The following is a 21,331-nucleotide window of genomic DNA, read 5'->3' on the forward strand; positions in this document are numbered from 1 at the left end:
AAGTGGCACGCGTCAAGCGGGCAGTCAACGCCCACAAGAAGCGCCGGGCGATCCTCGAGCAGGCCAGCGGCTACCGCGGTCAGCGGTCGCGTCTGTACCGCAAGGCGAAGGAGCAGGTCACCCACTCGTTCGTCTACAACTACAACGACCGCAAGAAGCGCAAGGGCGACTTCCGTCAGCTGTGGATCCAGCGCATCAACGCCGCTGCCCGCGCCAACGGCATGACGTACAACCGCTTCATCCAGGGTCTGAAGGCCGCCAACATCGAGGTGGACCGCAAGATCCTGGCCGACCTCGCGGTCAACGACCAGAACGCGTTCGCCGCGCTGGTCGAGGTGGCGCAGAAGGCGCTGCCGAGCGACGTGAACGCTCCCAAGGCTGCCTGAACCACAGCCTGAGGCAGTTGTCGCGCGGACCCGCAGGCCCCCGGCCTGCGGGTCCGCCGCCGTTTCGCCCCCCGTACACCCTCCGTACGCACGTCCCGCAGAAGTGAGCCGCCGCCCATGGGCACCCCCGAGCTGATCTCCCCGCGTTCCGCACGCGTCGCCGCAGCGCGGCGGCTGGCCCGCCGCAACTTCCGCGGCAAGGAGCGCCGGTTCATCGCCGAGGGCCCGCAGGCGGTCAGAGAGGCCGTACGGCACAGCAGCAACGGCGAGCCGACCCTCGTCGAGGTCTTCGCCACGCCGGAGGCCGCCGAGCGCCACGAGGGCATCGTGGCCGCCGCCCAGGACGCCGGGGTACGCGTCCTGCTGGCCGACGACGACACCATCGCCGACCTCTCGCAGACGGTCACCCCGCAGGGGCTGGTCGGGGTCTGCCGCTTCCTGGACTCGCCCTTCGAGGAGATCCTGGCCGCCCGCCCGAAGCTGGTCGCGGTGCTGGCCAACGTCCGCGACCCGGGGAACGCCGGTACGGTGCTGCGCTGCGCGGACGCCGCGGGCGCGGACGCGGTGGTGCTCACCGACGCCTCCGTCGACCTGTACAACCCCAAGTCGGTACGGGCCTCGGTCGGCTCGCTCTTCCACCTGCCGGTGGCCGTGGGCGTGCCGGTCGAGCGGGTCGTGGACGGGCTCAAGGGAGCGGGCGTCCGCATCCTGGCGGCGGACGGCGCGGGCGCCGACGACCTGGACTCCGAGCTGGACGCGGGCACCATGGGCTCCCCGACGGCCTGGGTCTTCGGCAACGAGGCGTGGGGGCTGCCGGCGGAGACCCGGGCGCTGGCCGACGCGGTGGTCCGGGTGCCGATCCACGGAAAGGCCGAGAGCCTGAACCTCGCGACCGCCGCCGCAGTGTGCCTGTACGCCTCCGCGCGCGCCCAGCGGTCGGCCGGAGGGTGCCGCTCGGCCGCCGCGGGCTAGTAGGGTTGCGTGCCCAGATCCCGGGAGGGGGCAGCGGGATGAATGTGAGGACTTCCGGCACACGCACATCCGTCGTGGACATCTGTCTCTCGGGTGATCCCGGCGAGAACCCTCCGCTCCCGTACGACCCGGCCGCCTCGGTCGGCGGACTGGATCCGGACGAGCTCCCCGACGGCCTCGTGGTGGCCGACGAGGCGGGCCGGGTGGTGTGCTTCAACGCCGCCGCCGCGCGGCTGACGGCCGTGGACCCCGCCGACGCGCTCGGCGAGCCGCTGGAGCGCGCCCTCCCGCTGCAGGACATGGAGGGCCGCCGCTGGTGGCAGCTGACCGACCCGTACGGCGGGCTGGCCATCCGCACCGGCCAGCCGGAGCGCAATCTGCTGCTGGGCGGCCGGGAGCTGCTGGTCTCCGCGCGGTACGTCCGCACCCGGCCGACGGGGCCGGTCCGCCGTCTGGTCATCACGCTGCGCGGCACCGAGGCGCGCCGCCGTACGGAGCTGAGCCACGCCGAGCTGATCGCGACCGTCGCGCACGAGCTGCGGTCGCCGCTGACGTCCGTGAAGGGCTTCACGGCGACGCTGCTGCAGAAGTGGGAGCGGTTCACCGACGACCAGAAGCGGCTGATGCTGGAGACCGTCGACGCGGACGCCAACCGCGTCACCCGGTTGATCGCCGAGCTGCTGGACATCTCGCGCATCGACTCCGGGCGCCTGGAGGTCCGACGGCAGCGGGTCGACATGATCGCGGCGGTACGGCGGCACGTCCAGGCGCAGACGACGGCGGGGCAACGCCCGGACCGGTTCCTGATCCGGATGCTGGAGCCGCTGCCGGAGCTGTGGGCCGATCCGGACAAGGTCGACCAGGTGCTGGGCAACCTGCTGGAAAACGCGGTGCGCCACGGCGAGGGGACGGTCACAATCGAGGTAGCGCCCTCGTCGTCCGCTCAGCCCGAGCAGACGTGCACCGGGACGACCGTCACGGTGAGCGACGAGGGACCCGGCATCCCGGAGGATTCGATGAACCGCGTCTTCACCCGCTTCTGGCGGGGCAGCAAACGCGGCGGCACGGGCCTCGGGCTGTACATCGTCAAGGGCATCGTCGAGGCGCACGGCGGCACGATCACGGTCGGCCGGGCCCCGGCCGGCGGCGCGCAGTTCCGATTTAGCCTGCCCGTCGGCACCCCGGCCTTCATGGCCTGACCGGGTCCGACGGGCGCTGTTCCGACTGGGGCGCCGGTGAGGCGTGGCCGCGGTGCCCCTTAGACTTGACCTTTGGCACCTTTGGCACTCAAGCGTCGGGGGCAAGCCGCGCGCCAAGACCATCGGAAGCACGGGAAGAGATGTCGGCACCGAACAAGTCGTACGACCCTGTTGAGGTCGAGGCCCTGAAACCGGAAGAGATCGAGCGGATGCAGAGCGAGGCGCTCGCCGCGTTCGCCGCCGCGAAGGACCTCGACGAGCTCGCCCAGGCGAAGACCGCGCACACCGGCGGGACCTCGCCGCTCGCGCTCGCCAACCGGGAGATCGGCGCCCTGCCCCCGCACGCCAAGGCGGACGCCGGCAAGCGCGTCGGCCAGGCCCGCGGCCGGGTGAACCAGGCCCTCAAGGCCCGCCAGGAGGAGCTGGAGGCCGAGCGGGACACCCGCGTGCTGGTCGAGGAGGCGGTGGACGTCACGCTGCCGTACGACCGCGTACAGCCCGGCGCCCGGCACCCCCTCACCACGCTCTCCGAGCGCATCGAGGACGTCTTCGTGGCGATGGGGTACTCCGTCGCCGAGGGCCCCGAGGTGGAGTCGGAGTGGCTGAACTTCGACGCGCTGAACATCGCCCCGGACCACCCGGCCCGCACGATGCAGGACACCTTCTTCGTCGAGTCGGCCGCCGACGGCGACGAGAAGCAGACCGGTGTGGTGCTGCGCACGCACACCTCGCCGGTGCAGATCCGCTCGATGCTGGACCGCGAGCCGCCGCTGTACGTGATCTGCCCGGGCCGCGTCTACCGCACCGACGAGCTGGACGCCACCCACACCCCCGTCTTCACCCAGGTCGAGCTGCTCGCCGTCGACGAGGGCCTGACCATGGCGGACCTCAAGGGCACGCTGGACCACATGGTGCAGGCGCTGTTCGGCGAGGGCATGGAGACCCGGCTGCGCCCGAACTACTTCCCCTTCACCGAGCCGTCCGCCGAGATGGACATGGTGTGCTACGTGTGCCGTGGCGCGTCCGTGGGCAATCCGGACGCCCCCTGCCGCACCTGCTCCAGCGAGGGCTGGATCGAGCTGGGCGGCTGCGGCATGGTCAACCCGCGGGTGCTGACCGCCTGCGGTGTGGACGCGGAGAAGTACAGCGGATTCGCCTTCGGGTTCGGCATCGAGCGGATGCTGATGTTCCGCCACAACGTCGAGGACATGCGAGACATGGTCGAGGGTGACGTGCGCTTCACCCGGCCTTTCGGGATGGAGATCTGATGCGGGTCCCGCTTTCTTGGCTGCGGGAGTACGTCGACCTGCCGGCCGGTGAGTCCGGCCGTGACGTGCAGGCCAAGCTGATTGCCTCCGGTCTGGAGGTGGAGACCGTCGAGCAGCTCGGCGCCGGGCTCGAGGGCCCGCTGGTCGTCGGCCAGGTCCTCACGATCGAGGAGCTGGAGGGCTTCAAGAAGCCGATCCGCTTCTGCACGGTCGACGTCGGCCGGGCCAACGGCACCGGCGAGCCGCAGGAGATCGTCTGCGGCGCGCGCAACTTCGCCGTTGGCGACAAGGTCGTCGTGGTCCTCCCGGGCGCCACGCTGCCCGGCGACTTCAAGATCTCCGCGCGCAAGACGTACGGCAAGAAGTCGCACGGCATGATCTGCTCCGGCGACGAGCTGGGCATGGGCGACGACGGTTCGGGCGGCATCATCGTGCTGCCGCCGGAGTACGAGGTCGGCACCGACGCGATCGAGCTGCTGCAGCTGGTCGACGAGGTGCTGGACATCGCCGTCACCCCGGACCGCGGCTACTGCCTGTCGATGCGCGGCGTCGCCCGCGAGACGGCCACCGCGTACGGCCTGCCGCTGCGCGACCCGGCGCTGCTGGACGTGCCGCCGCCGAACTCCTACGGCTACCCGGTCAAGGTCACCGACCCGATCGGCTGCGACCGCTTCACGGCCCGTACGGTCGTCGGTCTCCAGCCGGAGGCGCGCTCGCCGATCTGGCTCAAGCGCCGCCTGCAGAAGGCCGGCATGCGCCCGATCTCGCTGGCCGTCGACGTCACCAACTACGTGATGCTGGAGCTGGGCCAGCCGCTGCACGCCTACGACCGTTCCCTCGTCGAGGGCACGATCGGGGTGCGCCGCGCCGAGCCCGGCGAGAAGATCACCACCCTCGACGGCACCAACCGCGTCCTGGACGGCGAGGACCTGGTCATCACCGACGACCGCGGGCCGATCGGCCTGGCGGGCGTCATGGGCGGTGCGAACACCGAGATCGCCGACCACGCGGAGGGCCAGGGCACCACCGAGGTCGTCATCGAGGCCGCGCACTTCAACGCGCTGACGATCGCGCGCACGGCCCGCCGCCACAAGCTGTCCTCCGAGGCGTCCAAGCGCTTCGAGCGGGGCGTCGACCCCGAGGCCGCGTCCGCCGCCGCCCAGCGGACCGTCGACCTGCTCGTGCTGCTCGCGGGCGGCACCGCCGAGGCCGGTGTGACGGAGATCGTGGCGCCCAGCGCGCCCCGCTCGATCACCATCCCGGCGGACCACCCGGACAAGGTCGCGGGCGTGGCGTACGGCCGCGAGACCGTGGTGCGCCGCCTTCAGGCGGTCGGCTGTGACGTGTACGGCCAGGACGAGCTGGTCGTGACGGTGCCGTCCTGGCGCCCGGACCTGACCGACCCGAACGACCTCGCCGAAGAGGTCATCCGGCTGGAGGGCTACGAGAACCTGCCCTCCACGCTGCCGACGCCGCCGGCGGGCACCGGCCTGACCGAGCGGCAGCGGCTGCACCGCCGGGTCGGCCGCGCGCTGGCCGGTGCCGGCTATGTCGAGGCGCTGAACTACCCGTTCCTCGGCGAGGCGGTCCTGGACCAGCTCGGCATCGAGGCGGACGACCCGCGCCGCCGCACGGTCAAGCTGGCCAACCCGCTCTCGGACGAGGAGCCCTCGCTCCGTACGACGCTGATCCCGGGCCTGCTGTCCGCGCTGCGGCGCAACGACGGCCGGGGCACGCACGACCTGGCGCTCTTCGAAACCGGCCTGGTCTTCCGGCCGACCGGCGACGAGAAGCCGGCCGCCCGGCTGCCCGTCGACCGCCGTCCGACGGACGCGGAGATCGCCGCGCTGAACGGTGCGCTGCCCGAGCAGCCGCGCCGCGCCGCCGTGGTCCTCGCGGGCGCCCGCGAGCAGGCCGGCTGGTGGGGCAAGGGCCGCCCGGCGACCTGGGCGGATGCCGTCGAGGCGGGCCGCGTCGTGGCCCGTGAGGCGGGCGTGGAGCTGATCGTCCGCCAGGACCAGCACGCGCCGTGGCACCCGGGCCGCTGCGCCGCGCTGCTCGTCGCCGTGGACGGCGAGGAGGTGCTCGTCGGCAACGCCGGTGAGCTGCACCCGCGCGTCATCAAGGCGCTGGGGCTGCCGGAGCGCACCTGCGCGATGGAGATCGACCTGGACCGCCTGGAGCGGGCCGGTGCCGGCGTGATCCCCGCGCCGCGGATCTCCACCTTCCCGGTCGCCACCCAGGACGTCGCGCTGATCGTCGACGCCTCGGTCCCGGCCGCCGACGTCGAGGCCGCGCTGCGGTCCGGCGCCGGTGACCTGCTGGAGGACCTGCGGCTGTTCGACGTCTTCACCGGTGAGCAGGTCGGCGAGGGCAAGAAGTCGCTGGCGTACGCGCTGCGCTTCCGCGCGGCGGACCGCACGCTGACCGCCGACGAGGCCTCGGCGGCGCGGGACGCCGCGGTGGCGGCGGCCGTCGAGCGGACGGGCGCGAGCCTGCGCGGCTGAGAAAGCCCACCCGAGCGGGTGGCGGTACCGGTTCCGGCCGGTGCCGCCACCCGCTTTTTTCGTGCGCCGGCCGGGTCGAGTGGCGTCAATCCGACTCATCACTCGTTCGGGTGAGAGGTGAGCTTTGGGTGGCGGGGCCGACACCGTGTGTGGCCAGAATCGATCACGCCGTAAGAGCGCGTACGCCGCGGCACCGGACAGGCAAGGGGCGCAGCCACCCGAGCACGCGACAGTACGGCGGAGGGGGATCCGGATGATCCGCACCTGGGCGCGGCAGTGCGGCCGGGTCCGCCGCCGGGTCCAGGCGTGGCGCCCGCTGCCGCCGGTCGAGGGCGAGACGTTCCGCGGTTTCGCCCGTCGGCTCTTCGTCCTCGTGCTCCCCGGCCTCTGGGTGGCCGGCGTCCTCGTCTGGGAGCTGGCCGGGTCCGGGCACGATCAGCCGCTCCAGCTCCTCGCCGCGGCCCCGGCCATCGCCTGCGCCGGCACGGGCCGCCGGGAGTGCGTGGTGCTCGGCGGGCTGTGCGCCCTGCTCGCGCTGGTGCCGTTCGGGCCGGGGAGCGGCATCGCCCCGCCCGCCGGCCGGCTCGGGACCTGCGCCGCCGTCCTCGCCGTGGTCGTGGCCAGCTATCTGACGGCAGGCCGTCGCGCGCGGCTGCTCCGCGAGCTGGACCGCACCCGCGACGTCGCGGAGGCGGCGCAGCGGCTCGTGCTCCGCCCGCTGCCGGAACGTCTCGGCGGCATCCGGGTCGCCGCCGGCCATCTCTCGGCGGGCGAGGGCGCGTTGATCGGCGGGGACCTGTACGACGCGGTGCCGACCCGGTACGGCCTGCGGGTGGTCATCGGCGACGTACGCGGCCACGGCCTGGGGGCGATCGGCACGGTCTCGGTCATGCTCGGCTGCTTCCGCGAAGCCGTGCACGACGAGCCGGGGCTGCCGGGCGTGCTGCGGCGGCTGGACCGCACCCTGGCCCGGCACCTCGCCGAACGGGCCCGTGCCGAACACCCGGCGTGCGGCGGTGTGGTGACGGACAGTCCGGCGGCGGAGGAGTTCGTCACGGTCCTGCTGCTCCAGCTCGCGCCCAGCGGCGAGTTCACCGCGCTGAACTGCGGTCACCCGTGGCCGTATCGGTTCAGCGGCGGCGCGGCCGAGCCGGCCGCCGAGGACGGGCCGCTGCCGCCGCTGGGCCTGTTCCCGCTGCCGGACCGGCTGCGGCCGCTGTCCGGCCGACTGGACCGCGGCGAGGGCCTGTTGCTGTACACGGACGGCGCGGAGGACGCCCGCGACGCGGACGGCGCCTTCTTCTCGCTCGACACGCAGCTGCGGGCGTGCCTGGCCGAGGCGGCGCCGGAACCGCCCCTCCCCGGCGCCCTCGTCACCGCCGTACGCGACCGGATCGTGCGGCACGCGGGGGGCCGGCTCACCGATGACGTCGCGCTGCTGGCCCTCGCCCCCGGCCGCCCCCGCGCCGGGGCCGCCGCGGGCCCGCGCGTACCGGCCCAGGGGACGCCGCACACGCCGGACGTCCCACGGGGTCACCACGGTTCACACCCCGTGTGAACTTCCCCTGCTTACGCTGGAGACGAGGCGAAGCGCGCCCGCCGCTGACGACGGCGCGGACCGGGAGGGGGCCATGGAGCCCAATACCCTGCTCGACGCGATCCTGGACGAGGCGGGCATCTCGCATGCCGGTCTGGCCGTGCACATCAACCAGCTGGGCCGCCGGCGCGGCCTGTCCCTGCGGTACGAACACACCGCGGTGGCCCGCTGGCTGAAGGGGCAGCGGCCGCGCGGCCAAGTACCCGACCTGATCTGCGAGATCCTCAGCGAACGGCTGCACCGTCCGGTCAGCCTGGACGACATCGGGCTGAGCCGGCCCGGCACCCGCAGGGCCGCCGACACCCCGCTGTCCGGTTTCGTCGAGCGGGCCACCGCGCTGTGGCGCTCCGACGAGCAGCAGCGTCCGCACGTCCTGGCCGCGCCCGCGCTCACCGGCACCTCCGCGGTCATGCCGGTCTGGGAGTGGGAGAACCCGCCGGAGGACTCCGACGTCTCGCGCTCCGGCCTGACCCGGGTGTCCATGGCCGACATCGAGATGCTGCGGTCGGCGCGTACGCACTACGAGCAGATGTACCGCAAGGCCGGCGGGGTGGCGACCAGGGCGCGCATCGTCGGTTTCCTCAACACCGAGGCGGCGCCGCTGCTGCGGGGCAGCTACACCGACGCCACCGGCCGCCAGCTGCACCGGGCCACCGGCGGCCTGGTGGCCGTGGCCGGCATCTGCGCGTACGACTCGGACGCCTTCGGGCTCGCGCAGCGCTACTTCCACCAGGCGCTGCGGCTGGCCAAGGCGAGCGGCGACCGGGGGCTCGGCGCGTACATCATCGCCCTGCTGACGAATCAGTCCCTGTTCACCCGGGAGTACCGTCAGGCGGTTGCCTTCGCCGAGGCGGCGCTGCGCGCGGCGGGGCCGCACATCACCCCGGCGCTGGCCGCCGACCTGTACGCGATGCAGGCGAAGGCGTACGCCCGGCTGGGCGACGGGGCCGGCGCGCTGTCCTGCATCCGCCGGGCCGAGGCCGCGGCGGAGCGGATCCGTCCGGGCCAGGAACCGGACGAGACGGGGTACGTCCAGCCGGGGCTGGTCAACGTTCAGGTGGCGGAGGCGCTGCTCAGCCTGGGGGACCTCCGGGCCGCACGGGAGCAGGCGACCGCCGCCGTCGACACCCCCGCGCACGACCGCGGACGGGTGCACCGGCTGGCCATGCTCGCGCACATCGAGTTGAGACAGGGGGAGACGGAGCGTGCCGTGGCCAGTGCGACGCAGATGGCCGAACAGGCACGGGGCATGGAGTCGCAGCGGTTACGGGACCGCCTGCGGGCGGTTCGCGAACTCCTTGCCGAAACCGGAAGCAGCGCCACCGACGCCGCGGCCGACTTGATCGATGAGGCGTTGCGCGTTCCGCTCTGACGGATGGCTCGTGTCCACGTGCCATCTCTACGGCGGAAGGTGGCAGACACGTGCGATGGAAGAACCTCAAGGAGCAGACCGTGTACGAGAACCGCTGGTTCCGGGTCAATCTCGCCGATGTGGAACTCCCGGACGGGCGGCATCTGGACCACTACCTGATCCGCATGCGGGCGGTGGCGGTGGCCACGGTGGTCAACGAGGCCAACGAGGTGCTGCTGCTGTGGCGGCACCGCTTCATCACCGACGCCTGGGGCTGGGAGCTGGCGGCGGGGGTGGTCGAGGACGGCGAGGACGTGGCCGTCGCGGCCGCCCGTGAGATGGAGGAGGAGACGGGCTGGCGGCCCGGCCCCCTCCAGCACCTGATGACCGTGGAGCCGTCCAACGGCCTCACGGACGCCCGGCACCACATCTACTGGTCCGAGGAGGCGGAGTACGTCGGCCACCCCGAGGACGACTTCGAGTCCGACCGGCGCGAGTGGATCCCGCTCAAGCTGGTGCCGGACATGGTGGCGCGGGGCGAGGTGCCGGCCGCCAACATGGCGGCGGCGCTGCTGATGCTGCACCACCTCCGCCTGGGCTGAGCGCCCCGGCCGGGCCGGCTGCCAGTGGGGCGGCCGGCCCGGCCGACGGTCAGGGCGCCAGAACCTGCCACACGGCGACCGCCAGGGCCGCGATCCCGGTGAGCGCGGCGACGGACGGCAGCGGCCACCGTCCGTGTTCGATGCGGGTGAGCCTGCTGTGCAACTCGTCCGCCTCGCGCTCGTACTGCTCGGTGCGCTGGGCGAGCAGCGCGAGCTGGCCGTCGACGCGAGCCGTGCGCACGTCACAGCAGCGTCTGAGCTCGGCCACGTCGCTGGTCACTGGGTCGGTATCTGGGTGGGCGGTCACGGTCCGCTCCTCATCCCTCTCGGTAACTCGGTGTTTTCCTTGCTACTGACAGTGAACTCCTTTGCGGGGAGGGGCGGGAGAGTGTGCGGGAGGAATATGCGTGTCAACGTCGCACACCCCGTGTGAATCGGGCGCCGCAGGCGTCCCCGCCGGGGGTGCGCGGGCCGCACACGGGGTGTGAACCGCGCACTCGAAGCGGGCCGTTTCACACGGTGCCGCACACGGTGGCGGGGGAGTTGACTCGGAGATGCCACGGGGGCAGCAGCCGGCGGGACGGGCGCCCCGCCGGCGGTGTCCGGCCGCCGTCTTTCCCCCGAGCGGCGGCGGACGGCCGGACGGCCCACGCCTACGGATGCCGTCCGGCGCCCCCGTGGAACGACGACGGCCCGTGCCGCTCCGTGAGAGAAGGAGCGGCACGGGCCGGTGCGCGCGTGGGCCGGGCCGCCCGGGACGGGGCCGGGGCCCGGCTCATGGACCGGGTGCTCAGTACGGGTAGAAGCCCGAGCCGGTCTTGCGGCCCAGGCGGCCCGCGTCGACCATCCGCTGGAGCAGCGGGGGAGCGGCGTACAGCGGCTCCTTGAACTCCTCGTACATCGAGTCGGCGACCGAGGCGACGGTGTCGAGGCCGATCAGGTCGGACAGCTTCAGCGGGCCCATCGGGTGGGCGCAGCCGAGCTCCATGCCGTTGTCGATGTCCTCGCGGCTGGCGATGCCCGACTCGAACATCCGGATCGCGGAGAGCAGGTACGGGATCAGGAGCGCGTTCACGACGAAGCCGGAGCGGTCCTGGGCGCGGATGGCGTGCTTGCCCAGGTGGTTCTCGACCAGTGCCTCGGCGCGCTTGATCGTCTCCTCGCCGGTGGTGAGCGCCGGGATGAGCTCGACCAGCTTCTGCACCGGGGCCGGGTTGAAGAAGTGGATGCCGATGACCTGCTCGGGGCGGTTGGTCGCGACGGCCAGCTTCACCAGCGGGATGGAGGAGGTGTTCGAAGCGAGGATCGCGTCCGGGCGCGTCACCACCTGGTCGAGCACCTGGAAGATCTCGGTCTTGACCTGCTCGTTCTCCACGACGGCCTCGATGACCAGGTCACGGTCGGCGAACTCGCCCAGGTCGGTCGTGAAGCTGAGCCGGCCGAGGGTCGCGTCGCGCTCGGCAGCGCTGATCTTGCCGCGTTCGGCGGCCTTGCCGAGGGAGTTGGTCAGGCGGGTGCGGCCGATCTCAAGGGCCTCGCCGGTGGTCTCGGCGACCATGACCTCCAGGCCGGACCGGGCGCATACCTCCGCGATGCCGGCGCCCATTTGGCCGCAGCCGACCACTCCGACGCGTTCGATGTCGGTCACATCGTGCCTTTCGCTGATCTTCGGGACCGGCGGGAGCCGTAAGGGTCCGACGCCCGCCTCGGCCCCGACGTTACTCCGCGCGCTGGTGCGCAGGGGCGGGCGGGGCGGGCATTCTGAGCGAGGAGAGCCTCATTTACCGGACGGATTGGGGTGGTGGCATGCGACGAATAGGAAATTTCACCCGAAGAGGATTTGCTGTGGCCGCGCTGGGGGTGGCCTCCTCGGCGCTGTGGACATCGGGGGCCGCGGCGAGCACCCCCGGCGGGACCGGTGGCGCCGCCGAGACCGCGGGCCGGCGGCGGGAGCCGGGGGACGGGAACAGTCACCGTCCGGAGTTCCGCGGGATGTGGCTGGCGACCGTCGCCAACCGCGACTGGCCCTCGAAGCCGGGCCTGTCCGCCGCGCAGCAACAGGCCGAGCTGGTGGCCTACCTCGACAAGGCGGCCGCCGCCAAGCTGAACGCCGTGCTTTTCCAGGTGCGCCCCACCGCCGACGCGCTCTGGCCCTCGCCCCACGAGCCGTGGTCGCAGTACCTCACCGGTGTCCAGGGCCGCGACCCCGGCTGGGACCCGCTGGGCTTCGCCCTCCGGGAGGCGCACGAGCGCGGCCTGGAGCTGCACGCCTGGTTCAACCCGTACCGCATCGCCAACCACGCCGACCCGTCCAAGCTGATCGCCACCCACCCCGCCCGGCTGCACCCCGACTGGGTGCTGTCCTACGGCGGCAAGCTCTACTACAACCCCGGGCTGCCGGAGGTCCGCGCCTTCGTCCTCGACGCGATCATGGACGCGGTGCGCCGCTACCCCGTGGACGGCGTCCACTTCGACGACTACTTCTACCCCTATCCGGTCGCGGGCCAGACGCTGAACGACGACGCGGCCTACGCAGAGCACGGCGGCGGCTTCCCGGACCGCGCGAGCTGGCGCCGGGACAACATCGACCGGCTGGTGCGGGAGCTGGGGGAGCGGGTCCGGGCGACCCGGCGGACCGCCCGCTTCGGGGTCAGCCCGTTCGCCGTCTGGCGCAACAAGGCGACCGATCCGACGGGCTCCGACACCCGAGCGGGCGTACAGACGTACGACGATCTCTACGCCGACACCCGTAAGTGGGTCCGCGAGGGGTGGATCGATTACATCGTCCCGCAGGTCTACTGGAACATCGGCTTCGCCGCCGCCGACTACGCCAAGCTCGTGCCGTGGTGGGCACGGACCGTGGACGGGACCCGGGTCCACCTCTACATCGGCGAGGCGCTCTACAAGGCGGGCGACCCGGCGCAGCCCGCCCCCTGGCAGGATCCGGCCGAACTCTCCCGCCACCTCACCTTCGACGACCGCTACCGGCAGGTGCGCGGCAACGTCTACTTCTCCGCCAAGGAGGTGGCCACGGACCCCACCGGGTCGATGGCCCGGGTGGTGGCCGACCACTATCCCTCCCGTGTGCGGCCACCGCGCTGACGGCCCCGGGGCCCGGTGGCCGGTACGCCGATGGCCGGTCGCGACCGGCGCCCGGAACGGCTGCCGGGCCTAGACTGGCCGTACGGGTGCGGGCCTCAGTGGTACCGGCAGCGCGCCCCTGACTGGCTGCGGCCGGCGTGTCCGGGCGCACCCCGACCATCCGGATGTGGAGGTCACCTCTGATGCACGCTGAAAAGGGCGACCGATTGCTGGTGCACGGCAGGATCGTCGGGCAGCGGGACCGGGTCGCCGAGGTGGTCGAAGTGCTCGGCGAGAGCGGGACCCCGCCGTACCGCGTCCGCTTCGAGGACGGCCACGAAACGATCATGTCGCCCGGCCCCGACACCGTCGTACGGCACCCGGACCAGGCGACCGGCTGACAGTGACCGGCGCGGGGGCGGCGGGCGAAATCCGTTCGACGTCCCCGGGTCGGTCTGCCAGGCTCCGGCCATGATCACCGCATCCGGCCCGGAGCTGCCGGCCCCCGACGGCTACGAGATCTCCACCGACCCCGCCCGCCTGGACCGCGACCTGGTCCACCACTGGCTGGCCACGGACGCGTACTGGGCGCTGGGCAGGTCCCGCGAGCGCCAGGACCGGGCGATCGACGGGTCGCTCAACTTCGGGGTGTACGAGACGGCGTCGGGCCGGCAGGCCGGGTACGCCCGCGTGGTCACCGACCACACCACCTTCGCTTGGCTCTGTGACGTCTACGTCGACCGCGCCGCGCGCGGCAAGGGGCTGGGCGCCGCGCTCGCCACCGCCGTCCGCGACCACCTCGCGCCCGGCGGGCTGCGCCGGATCATGCTCGCCACGCAGGACGCGCACGGCATGTACGAACGCATCGGATTCCGGCGGATCACCGACCCCGAGAAGTGGATGGCGCTCGCCCTCACCGAGACCGCCGCGCCCGCCGCCGGGGCGGAACATCACACTCCGGCGGTCGATACCGAACTTGCCCCGTAAATATGTGAGTTGAGGGGGTACGCAGCGGCGGTGGCGCTCTTACCATCACCGAATGACTGTTCGCCTCACGCTGGTCGCTGCCGGGCGCAGCTCCTCGTTGCTCGAAGCCCGCTTCGACGACGACCGGCCGCTGGACGCGATGGGGTGGCACGAGGTCGAGCGGGCGGCGCCCGCCCTCGGCCCCCTGGCCGCCGCCGAGCTGCGCTACTGCTCGCCCGCGGCCCGCAGCCGCGAGACCGGCGAACTGCTCGGCTTCACCCCACTGGTCCAGCCCGCCCTACGGGACTGCGACATGGGCCGGTGGCGCGGGCGCACGCTGCGTGACGTGGCGGCCGCCGAGCCCCAGGCCGTCGACGCCTGGCTGGCCGACCCCCGTGCGGCGCCGCACGGGGGCGAGTCCCTGCTGGCGTTCATCACCCGCGTCGGCGGCTGGCTGGACACCCGTCCGGTCGGCGACGGCGGCAGCGCCCTCGCCGTGGCCGAGCCCGGCGTCATCCGCGCCGCCGTCATCTACGCCCTCCGCGTCCCGCCCCACGCCTACTGGCACCTGGACGTTCTCCCCCTCTCCGTCACCACTTTCCACGGCCACCCGCACTGCTGGACGCTGGTGCTGTCGTCCTGACCGTTTCGCCGCGCACGGGCGGGAGCGGACTGCGGGCCCTCAGCCCAGCCGGCGCACCGGCTCTCCCGCGACGAACGCCGCGATGTCCTCCACCGCCTGCTGGAAGTAGCCCTCGTAGTTGCGCCGCGTCACATAGCCCAGGTGCGGGGTGGCCAGCAGGTTCGGGAGCGAGCGGTACGGGTGGTCGGCGGGCAGCGGCTCCTGGTCGAACACGTCGGTCCCGGCTCCCGCGATCCACCCCTCGCGCAGCGCCGTCGCGAGCGCGTCCTGGTCGACGATCGCGGCGCGAGAGGTGTTGACGAGGTACGCCGTCGGCCGCATCCGCTTCAGCTCGGCCTCGCCGAGCAGCCCGCGCGTACGCTCCCCGAGCACCAGGTGCACCGAGACGAAGTCGCTGCTCTCCAGCAGCTCTTCGAGGGAACCGGCCCGTCGCGCCCCCACTTCCTCCGCCCGCTCCGCGGTGAGGTTCTGGCTCCAGGCCGCCACGTCCATCCCGAAGGCCTGTCCGACCGCGGCGACCCGCGCGCCGATCTTCCCCAGGCCCAGCAGGCCGAGCCGCCGCCCGTACAGGTCGGCCCCCACCGTGCTCTGCCACGGACCGCCTTCCCGTAGCGCGTTGTTCTCCCGGACCACCCCGCGGGCGAGACCCAGCAGCAGTGCCCAGGTCAGCTCCACGGGCGGCTCGGTGTTGCTGGCCGTGCCGCACACGGTCACGCCGTGCCGGGCTGCCGCCGCCAGGTCGATCGAGGCGTTGCGCATGCCGGAGGTGATCAGCAGCCGCAGCTTGGGCAGCCGTGCGAACAACTCGGCGGGGAACGGCGTTCGTTCGCGCATCACGACGAGGATCTCGCAGTCCCCGACCGCCTCGACGAGCCGCTCCCGGTCACCGATGTACTCGCGTACCACCCGCACGTCGACGTCGTCCGCCACCGCGCTCCAGTCCGCCATGGACAGCGCGACCCCCTGGTAGTCGTCGAGCACCGCACACCGCAGCTTCATCTTCCGCCCCTCCTGTAGCTCACCGGCCGCGTTCCGCCCAGTCTCTCCCACCGGACCCCGCGCCCCTCCGGCATACCTGTCGGATTCGTTCCCGGCTTTGGGTGAACCTTACAAGGGCTGACCGCGAGACTCCGTCGATCATGGCACCTGGATTATCGACAACTCACTGGCACAGTTGCGGGTGACCTGGCGATCTGCCACGCGGTCGGACCGTCGATCGCGCGGCCGGTTGTTGTATCTCTACGACAAAGAGGGTGCGCCCATGAGTGTGGACACCGACAACGTTCTGGTCACCGGCCTGGGGGCCACGACACCGCTCGGCGGGGACGCCGTGTCGACCTGGAACGCGATGCTGGCCGGCCGGTCCGGCATCGGGCCGATCGAGGAGGAGTGGGCGGCGCAGCTGCCCGGGCGGATCGCGGGCCGGCTCGCGGCCGAACCGTCCGAGACGCTGGACCGGGTGCAGGCCCGCCGGATGGACCGCTGCGAGCAGGTCGCGCTGGTCGCGGCGCGCGAGGCGTGGGCCGACGCGGGCACGCCCGACGTCGACCCCGAGCGGCTGGCCGTGGTGATCGGCACGGGCACCGGCGGCGCGCTGACCATGCTCGGCCAGGACGACGTGCTGGAGGCCTCCGGGGTCCGCAGGGTGTCGCCGCACACCGTGCCGATGCTGATGGCGAACGGCCCCGCCGCCTGGGTCAGCATCGAACTCGGCGCCCGCGGCGGCGCCCACACCCCCGTCAGCGCCTGCGCGTCCGGCGCCGAGGCGATCGCCATGGGCGCGGACCTGATTCGGCTCGGCCGCGCCGACGTGGTCGTGGCGGGCGGCGCCGAGGCGTGCGTCTGCGCGCTGACGATGGCGGGATTCGCGCAGGCCAAGGCGCACTCGACCCGCAACGACGAGCCGCAGCGCGCATCCCGCCCCTTCGACGTGGACCGCGACGGCTTCGTCATCGGCGAGGGCGCCGCCGTGGTCGTCCTGGAACGCGCCGGGTTCGCCGCCGCCCGGGCCGCCCGCGCGCACGCCACCCTCGCGGGGGCCGGCGTCACCTCGGACGCCTTCCACATCACGGCCGCCCACCCCGAGGGCCAGGTCCGCGCCATGCGCCGGGCGCTCTCCGAGGCCGGGCTCGCGCCGCAGGACATCGGGCTCGTGCACGCCCACGCGACGTCCACGCCCAAGGGCGACCTGGCCGAGGCGCAGTCGGTCACGGAGGCGGTGGGCACCCACCCGGCCGTCACCGCGACCAAGTCGATGACCGGCCACCTCTTCGGCGCCGCCGGCTCCCTCGGCGCGCTCGCGACGATCCTCGCGGTACGCGACGGCGTCGTCCCGGCCACCCTCAACGTCGACACCCTCGACCCGGAGGTGAAGCTGGACATCGTGACCGGCGCAGCGCGCCGCACCGCCGTACCCGCCGCCCTGACCAACTCCTTCGGCTTCGGCGGCCACAACGCGTCGCTGGTCTTCACCCCGGCGCCCTGACAGCGGTCCACGCGCCCCGGAGCCCGGCACAATTCCCGGCCGGGTCACCGGGGCGCGTGCTACCGTCGGCCGGCAGACCGAGTGACGGTACCGAGTGACGAGGAGGTGAGTTGATGACTGTCGTGGAGACCGCCGCTGTGCGCGGCGCCCGGGCCATCCTCACTTCCCGGGTCCCGGCCTGACCCGCGCCACCCCACCGGTGCCGCCGGGCACGCCTCCGTGCGTACCGGGACCCTGATCACAAGGGTTTCCACGTTGTCCTCAGCTTTTTCCGAATTCTCGTCCTCCGACGAGTCCGCTTCTTCCGATGCCGTCACCGAGGCGTTCTTCGCGCTGCACCACGGGCTGCCCAGGCAGGGCCCCGGGTCGGACGGCACCACCCGCCGGCTGTTCCGGCTGGCGGGGCCGCTGCCGGAGCGCCCGCGCGTACTGGACCTGGGCTGCGGCACCGGCCGTTCCGCGCTGCTGCTGGCCGCCGAGGCCGGCGCGCACGTCACCTGCGTCGACCTGCACCAGCCCTTCCTCGACGAGCTGACCGCCGCCGCTGCCCGGCGCGGCCTGGACGCGCGCGTCACCACCGTCAACTGCTCGATGGACCGCCCGCCCTTCCCCGACCACACCTTCGACCTGATCTGGGCCGAGGGCTCCGCGTACGTCATCGGCTTCGAGGCCGCGCTGCGCGGCTGGCGCCGGCTCCTGGCACCGGGCGGCGCCCTGGTCGTCACCGAGCCCGAGTGGTCCCGCGCCGACCCCTGCCCGGCGGTACGGGCCTTCTGGGACGCCGCGTACCCGCTGCGCACCGCGGCGGAGAACGCCGCGCTCGCCGAGGCCGCCGGCCACCGGGTGGTCGCCCATCTTCCGCAGCCGGACAGCGACTGGTGGGCGGAGTACTACGACCCGCTCGCCGAGCGGATCGCCGCCGCCGACCCGGACCGGCCCGGCATGGATCGGGCCCTCGCCGGCGCCCGCGAGGAGATCGCCCTGCGCCGCGAGCACGGCCACGAGTACCGGTACGCGGCGTACGTCCTGCGCCCCCGGCCCGAGAAGGGAAACACCATGACCTCTACGGAGACCCCCGTCTGGAGCACGCGCGCCGAAGCCCCCGGCGACGCCGCAGCCGTCCGCGAGATCAACCTCGCCGCCTTCCCCACCCCGGAGGAGGCCGGCATCGTCGACGCGCTGCGCGCCGATCCCGGTGCGTGGCTCGACGGCCTGTCGATGGTGGCTCAGGCGCCCGACGGCACGCTCGCCGGACACGCGCTGCTCACCCGCTGCCACGTCGACGGCCACCCCGCGCTCGCGCTCGCGCCCGTCGCGGTGCTCCCCGCCCACCAGCGCCGAGGCGCCGGCTCGGCCGTGATCCGGGCCGCGCTGGAAGCCGCTCGCGAGGCGGGGGAGCACGTGGTGCTGGTCCTGGGGCATCCGGAGTACTACCCCAGGTTCGGTTTCGCGCCCGCCTCCCGCTGGGGCATCAGGGCGCCGTTCGAGGTGCCGGACGAGGCGATGATGGCCCTCCCCCTGGATGCGGCCCGGCCGGTTCCCGGCGGAGTGATCCAGTACCCGGCTGCCCTCGGGGGCTGACCCGTATGACCGGGTCCCGTGGCCGGCAGTCCGCCGGCCACGGGACCCGGCTGCGCCGCTCAGCCCGCCAGCGACCCCAGGAGGTCCCAGGTGCGGAGCCGGTCGGCGTCCCCGGCGATCTCCGTGCCGGCGAAGACCACCTCGGTCACCCCGGCGTCGCGGTAGCGCCGTACCTCCTCGGCGACCGTCCGCTCGTCGCCGATCACCGCGGCGTCGACGGCCCGCTTGCCGCCGGACAGCTCGATGACCCGGGCGTAGGAGGGGATCTGCTCGTAGAAGGCGAGCTGTTCGGTGGCCTTCTCGCGTACGGCGTCCACGTCGTCGGTGACCACGCCGTGCACCAGCGCCACGATGCGGGGCGCGGGCCGGCCGGCGGCCTCCGCCGCCGCGGTGACGGCCGGGACGATGTGCTCGGCCAGGGCACGCGGACCGGCGAGGTACGGCAGGATCCCGTCCGCCAGTTCGCCGCTGGCCCGCAGCGCCTGCGGCCCCATCGCGGCGACGAGCACGGGTACGCCCGCGTCGGCGCCGGGGACGCGGGCGGGGATCGGGGTGGCGGCGGTGAGCAGCTCGCCGTGGAAGTCGGCGGTGCCGGTCTCGGTCAACTGCCGGAGCGCGGTGAGGAATTCGCGCAGCCGGGCGACGGGGCGCTCGAAGGGGAGGCCGAAGCCCCCCTCGGTCAGGAACTTGGTGCCCAGCGCGAGTCCGAGGTGGTAGCGGCCGTGCGTGGCGGCCTGCGCGGTGAGGGCCTGGCCGGCGACGGTCAGGGGGTGGCGTCCGAAGACGGGGATCGCGGACGTGCCCACCTGGAGGCCGGGCACCGCGCGCCCGGCGATCGCCGCGAGCTGCGGCGAGTCGGCGCCGAAGGTCTGCCCGAACCAGGCGGAACGCAGCCCCGCGGCTGCGGCCTCCTCGGCCAGCCGTACGGAGGCGTCGATCTGGTTGTCGGTATCGGTCGCGTTGAGTGCTACTCCCACTGTCATGTACCGGGAACCGTCCCCGGCCGACCGCCCATTCCGCCCGTACGTGAACGTTGCCTGTCGGTCATGCGAACCCGGCCGGCGAGCGGCTGCGGCCGTCAAGTGGCGGACGACGTAAGGCCGGTGGAGTTTTCGGAGGGGGCGGCGACCTCCCAGGCCGCCTCGATCATCCGGAAGACCTCGTCCACCGCGGCCTCCGGGTCGGCTGCCTCCCGGGCCAGCGCGTAGGCGTCGATCACGAACCTCGCGATTGCCCGGCCGGCCGTCGAGGTCGGCGACAGGCCGGGGTCGTCGGCGATGGCCGCCGCGAGGGACTCGGCGTGGCGCAGCCGCATCGAATCCTCGTACTCCCGCAGGGCACGGGACTCGTCGATCAGGCGCCGGACCGGGACGGCGCCGTCCGCGGTGCAGTGGCGCACCATGGCGTGGATCTCGCGGCGCAGCGCGGGGACGAGCGGCTCGTGCGACGCCCGGCCGGTGACCGCCTGCGTGAGCCGTTGCTCGAAGTTCTCGTCCTGCTCGAAGACCAGGGCCTCTTTCGAGGCGAAGTGGGAGAAGAGCGTGGTCACGGCCACGTCGGCCTCGGCGGCCACCTCACGGATGCCCACCGCGTCGTAGCCGCGTTCCAGGAAGAGCCGCAGGGCGGCGTCGGCGATCTTCTGGCGGGTCGCGGCCTTCTTGCGCTCACGGCGTCCGGGCGGCTCGGTCATGCCTTGACGCTACCAAATGCAAAACAAGAACTGCTCCGAAAAGCTAACCGTTAGTGTTACGGTCGGCCGCATGAAGAACATGAAGAAGGTGAGCTTCGCCGAGTTCGGCGGTCCGGACGTGCTGCGACTGATAGCCGCCGAGGAGCCCCACGCGGGCCCCGGTCAGGTACGCATCGCCGTGCGGGCGGCGGGCGTGAACCCCGTCGACTGGCGGATCCGTGAAGGCCAAATCCTGGGGGCCCATCCGACCGAGCTGCCCTCGGGGGTCGGGCTGGACGCCGCCGGGGTGGTGGACGAGATCGGCGAGGGCGTCGAAGGGATCGAGGTCGGCGACCACGTGTTCGGCGAGGGGGCGAGCACCTATGCCGAGTTCGCCGTGCTGTCGGCCTGGGCCCGGATGCCCGAGGGCCTGACCTTCGAGGAGGCGGCCGGGTACCCCTCCGTGGTGGAGACCGCGCTGCGCATCATCCGCGAGGTCGGCGTGCGGCCGGGGCAGACGCTGCTGGTCAGCGGGGCGTCCGGGGGAGTCGGGTCGGCGGTGCTGCAGATCGCCCGCGACCGCGGCATCACGGTGATCGGCACGGCCGGGGCCGCGAACCAGGACTATCTGCGGAGCCTGGGCGCCCACGCCACGACGTACGGCGAGGGCTGGACCGAGCGCGTACGGCGGCTCGGTCCCGTCGACGCGGCCCTCGATCTGGCCGGCTCGGGCGTGATCCGCGAGCTCGTCGAGCTGACCGGGGATCCGCGGAAGGTGGTCTCCATCGCCGACCTCGGAGCGCCGGACCTCGGGGTGCGCTTCTCCGGCGTGGCCGGGAGCGTGCCGGACGCGCTCGCCGAGGCCGCCGCCCTCATCTCACGCGGAAAACTCCACATCCCGGTCGAGAAGACGTACTCACTCGCCGAGGCAGCGGCGGCGCACATCGACAGCCGGGCCGGTCACACCCGCGGGCGCCGGGTCATCGTCATCTGAAAGCCGGCCGTCGTCGCTCGACAGCGGGCC

20 protein-coding genes are annotated in these 21,331 nt (G+C 73.1%); 15 read left to right on the forward strand and 5 right to left on the reverse strand.

Annotation, left to right across the window (positions count from 1 at the left end; translation table 11 throughout):
• Positions 1-2 precede the first annotated feature (2 nt).
• The 8 genes from rplT (at position 3) to ABZ840_RS30800 (ending at position 9,882) form a co-directional block, all read left to right on the forward strand.
• On the forward strand, positions 3-386 hold the full coding sequence (rplT, locus tag ABZ840_RS30765) for a 50S ribosomal protein L20 (protein WP_030251930.1): 384 nt from the start codon (positions 3-5) through the stop codon (positions 384-386).
• 117 nt (positions 387-503) lie between these two features.
• Complete coding sequence (locus ABZ840_RS30770) at positions 504-1,358, forward strand: RNA methyltransferase (RefSeq protein ID WP_361564974.1); 855 nt, start codon at positions 504-506, stop codon at positions 1,356-1,358.
• 38 nt (positions 1,359-1,396) lie between these two features.
• Positions 1,397-2,557 (forward strand): ATP-binding protein, encoded by a 1,161-nt coding sequence (locus tag ABZ840_RS30775; RefSeq protein ID WP_361564977.1) that lies wholly within the window; start codon positions 1,397-1,399, stop codon positions 2,555-2,557.
• A gap of 140 nt (positions 2,558-2,697) precedes the next feature.
• Positions 2,698-3,825 (forward strand): phenylalanine--tRNA ligase subunit alpha, encoded by a 1,128-nt coding sequence (gene pheS / locus ABZ840_RS30780; protein ID WP_361564980.1) that lies wholly within the window; start codon positions 2,698-2,700, stop codon positions 3,823-3,825.
• Complete coding sequence (pheT, locus tag ABZ840_RS30785; protein WP_361564983.1) at positions 3,825-6,332, forward strand: phenylalanine--tRNA ligase subunit beta; 2,508 nt, start codon at positions 3,825-3,827, stop codon at positions 6,330-6,332. Before pheS ends, pheT begins: the two co-directional genes overlap by 1 nt.
• 253 nt (positions 6,333-6,585) lie before the next feature.
• Positions 6,586-7,890 (forward strand): PP2C family protein-serine/threonine phosphatase, encoded by a 1,305-nt coding sequence (locus tag ABZ840_RS30790; RefSeq protein WP_361564986.1) that lies wholly within the window; start codon positions 6,586-6,588, stop codon positions 7,888-7,890.
• A 73-nt stretch (positions 7,891-7,963) separates the two neighbouring features.
• The gene (locus tag ABZ840_RS30795) at positions 7,964-9,301 is read left to right on the forward strand and encodes a transcriptional regulator (protein WP_361564989.1); all 1,338 of its coding nucleotides are present in this window, start codon (positions 7,964-7,966) and stop codon (positions 9,299-9,301) included.
• Between the two features lie 50 nt (positions 9,302-9,351).
• Entirely contained in the window at positions 9,352-9,882 is a 531-nt protein-coding gene (locus ABZ840_RS30800) for an NUDIX hydrolase (protein WP_361564991.1), read from the forward strand.
• A gap of 49 nt (positions 9,883-9,931) precedes the next feature.
• Here ABZ840_RS30800 and ABZ840_RS30805 read toward each other — a convergent pair whose 3' ends face one another.
• Both ABZ840_RS30805 and ABZ840_RS30810 read right to left on the reverse strand, forming a co-directional pair.
• Entirely contained in the window at positions 9,932-10,189 is a 258-nt protein-coding gene (locus ABZ840_RS30805; protein WP_361564994.1) for a hypothetical protein, read from the reverse strand.
• 483 nt (positions 10,190-10,672) lie between these two features.
• A complete protein-coding gene (locus tag ABZ840_RS30810; RefSeq protein ID WP_361564997.1) occupies positions 10,673-11,530 on the reverse strand; it encodes a 3-hydroxybutyryl-CoA dehydrogenase in 858 nt (285 codons plus the stop codon).
• Positions 11,531-11,697: 167 nt separating this feature from the next.
• On the opposite strand from ABZ840_RS30810, the gene ABZ840_RS30815 reads away from it, so the two are divergent.
• The 4 genes from ABZ840_RS30815 to ABZ840_RS30830 all read left to right on the forward strand — a co-directional run bounded on the left by ABZ840_RS30815 (position 11,698) and on the right by ABZ840_RS30830 (position 14,572).
• Entirely contained in the window at positions 11,698-12,984 is a 1,287-nt protein-coding gene (locus ABZ840_RS30815; RefSeq protein ID WP_361565227.1) for a family 10 glycosylhydrolase, read from the forward strand.
• Positions 12,985-13,166: 182 nt separating this feature from the next.
• A complete protein-coding gene (locus ABZ840_RS30820; protein WP_361565000.1) occupies positions 13,167-13,364 on the forward strand; it encodes a DUF1918 domain-containing protein in 198 nt (65 codons plus the stop codon).
• Between the two features lie 70 nt (positions 13,365-13,434).
• On the forward strand, positions 13,435-13,950 hold the full coding sequence (locus ABZ840_RS30825) for a GNAT family N-acetyltransferase (RefSeq protein ID WP_361565003.1): 516 nt from the start codon (positions 13,435-13,437) through the stop codon (positions 13,948-13,950).
• Between the two features lie 52 nt (positions 13,951-14,002).
• Positions 14,003-14,572: a histidine phosphatase family protein gene (locus ABZ840_RS30830; RefSeq protein WP_361565006.1), complete on the forward strand. Its 570-nt coding sequence runs from the start codon at positions 14,003-14,005 to the stop codon at positions 14,570-14,572.
• Positions 14,573-14,611: 39 nt separating this feature from the next.
• Here ABZ840_RS30830 and ABZ840_RS30835 read toward each other — a convergent pair whose 3' ends face one another.
• A complete protein-coding gene (locus ABZ840_RS30835) occupies positions 14,612-15,571 on the reverse strand; it encodes a D-2-hydroxyacid dehydrogenase family protein (RefSeq protein ID WP_361565008.1) in 960 nt (319 codons plus the stop codon).
• 262 nt (positions 15,572-15,833) lie between these two features.
• On the opposite strand from ABZ840_RS30835, the gene ABZ840_RS30840 reads away from it, so the two are divergent.
• Positions 15,834-17,057: a beta-ketoacyl-ACP synthase II gene (locus ABZ840_RS30840; RefSeq protein WP_361565010.1), complete on the forward strand. Its 1,224-nt coding sequence runs from the start codon at positions 15,834-15,836 to the stop codon at positions 17,055-17,057.
• Positions 17,058-17,312: 255 nt separating this feature from the next.
• Positions 17,313-18,638: a bifunctional class I SAM-dependent methyltransferase/N-acetyltransferase gene (locus tag ABZ840_RS30845; protein ID WP_361565012.1), complete on the forward strand. Its 1,326-nt coding sequence runs from the start codon at positions 17,313-17,315 to the stop codon at positions 18,636-18,638.
• A 59-nt stretch (positions 18,639-18,697) separates the two neighbouring features.
• Here the strand turns inward: ABZ840_RS30845 and ABZ840_RS30850 are convergent, their stop codons facing one another.
• Positions 18,698-19,621 carry an LLM class F420-dependent oxidoreductase gene (locus tag ABZ840_RS30850; RefSeq protein ID WP_361565014.1) on the reverse strand — a complete coding sequence of 308 codons (924 nt, stop codon included), beginning with the start codon at positions 19,619-19,621 and terminating at the stop codon, positions 18,698-18,700.
• A gap of 95 nt (positions 19,622-19,716) precedes the next feature.
• The gene (locus ABZ840_RS30855; RefSeq protein ID WP_361565017.1) at positions 19,717-20,328 is read right to left on the reverse strand and encodes a helix-turn-helix domain-containing protein; all 612 of its coding nucleotides are present in this window, start codon (positions 20,326-20,328) and stop codon (positions 19,717-19,719) included.
• Between the two features lie 79 nt (positions 20,329-20,407).
• Here ABZ840_RS30855 and ABZ840_RS30860 point away from each other — a divergent pair, with 79 nt between their 5' ends.
• Entirely contained in the window at positions 20,408-21,301 is an 894-nt protein-coding gene (locus tag ABZ840_RS30860; RefSeq protein ID WP_361565230.1) for an NADP-dependent oxidoreductase, read from the forward strand.
• Positions 21,302-21,331: the final 30 nt, after the last annotated feature.

It is taken from the genome of Streptomyces sp. NPDC047117, assembly GCF_040643545.1.
In the GTDB taxonomy this organism is placed as follows: domain Bacteria; phylum Actinomycetota; class Actinomycetes; order Streptomycetales; family Streptomycetaceae; genus Streptomyces.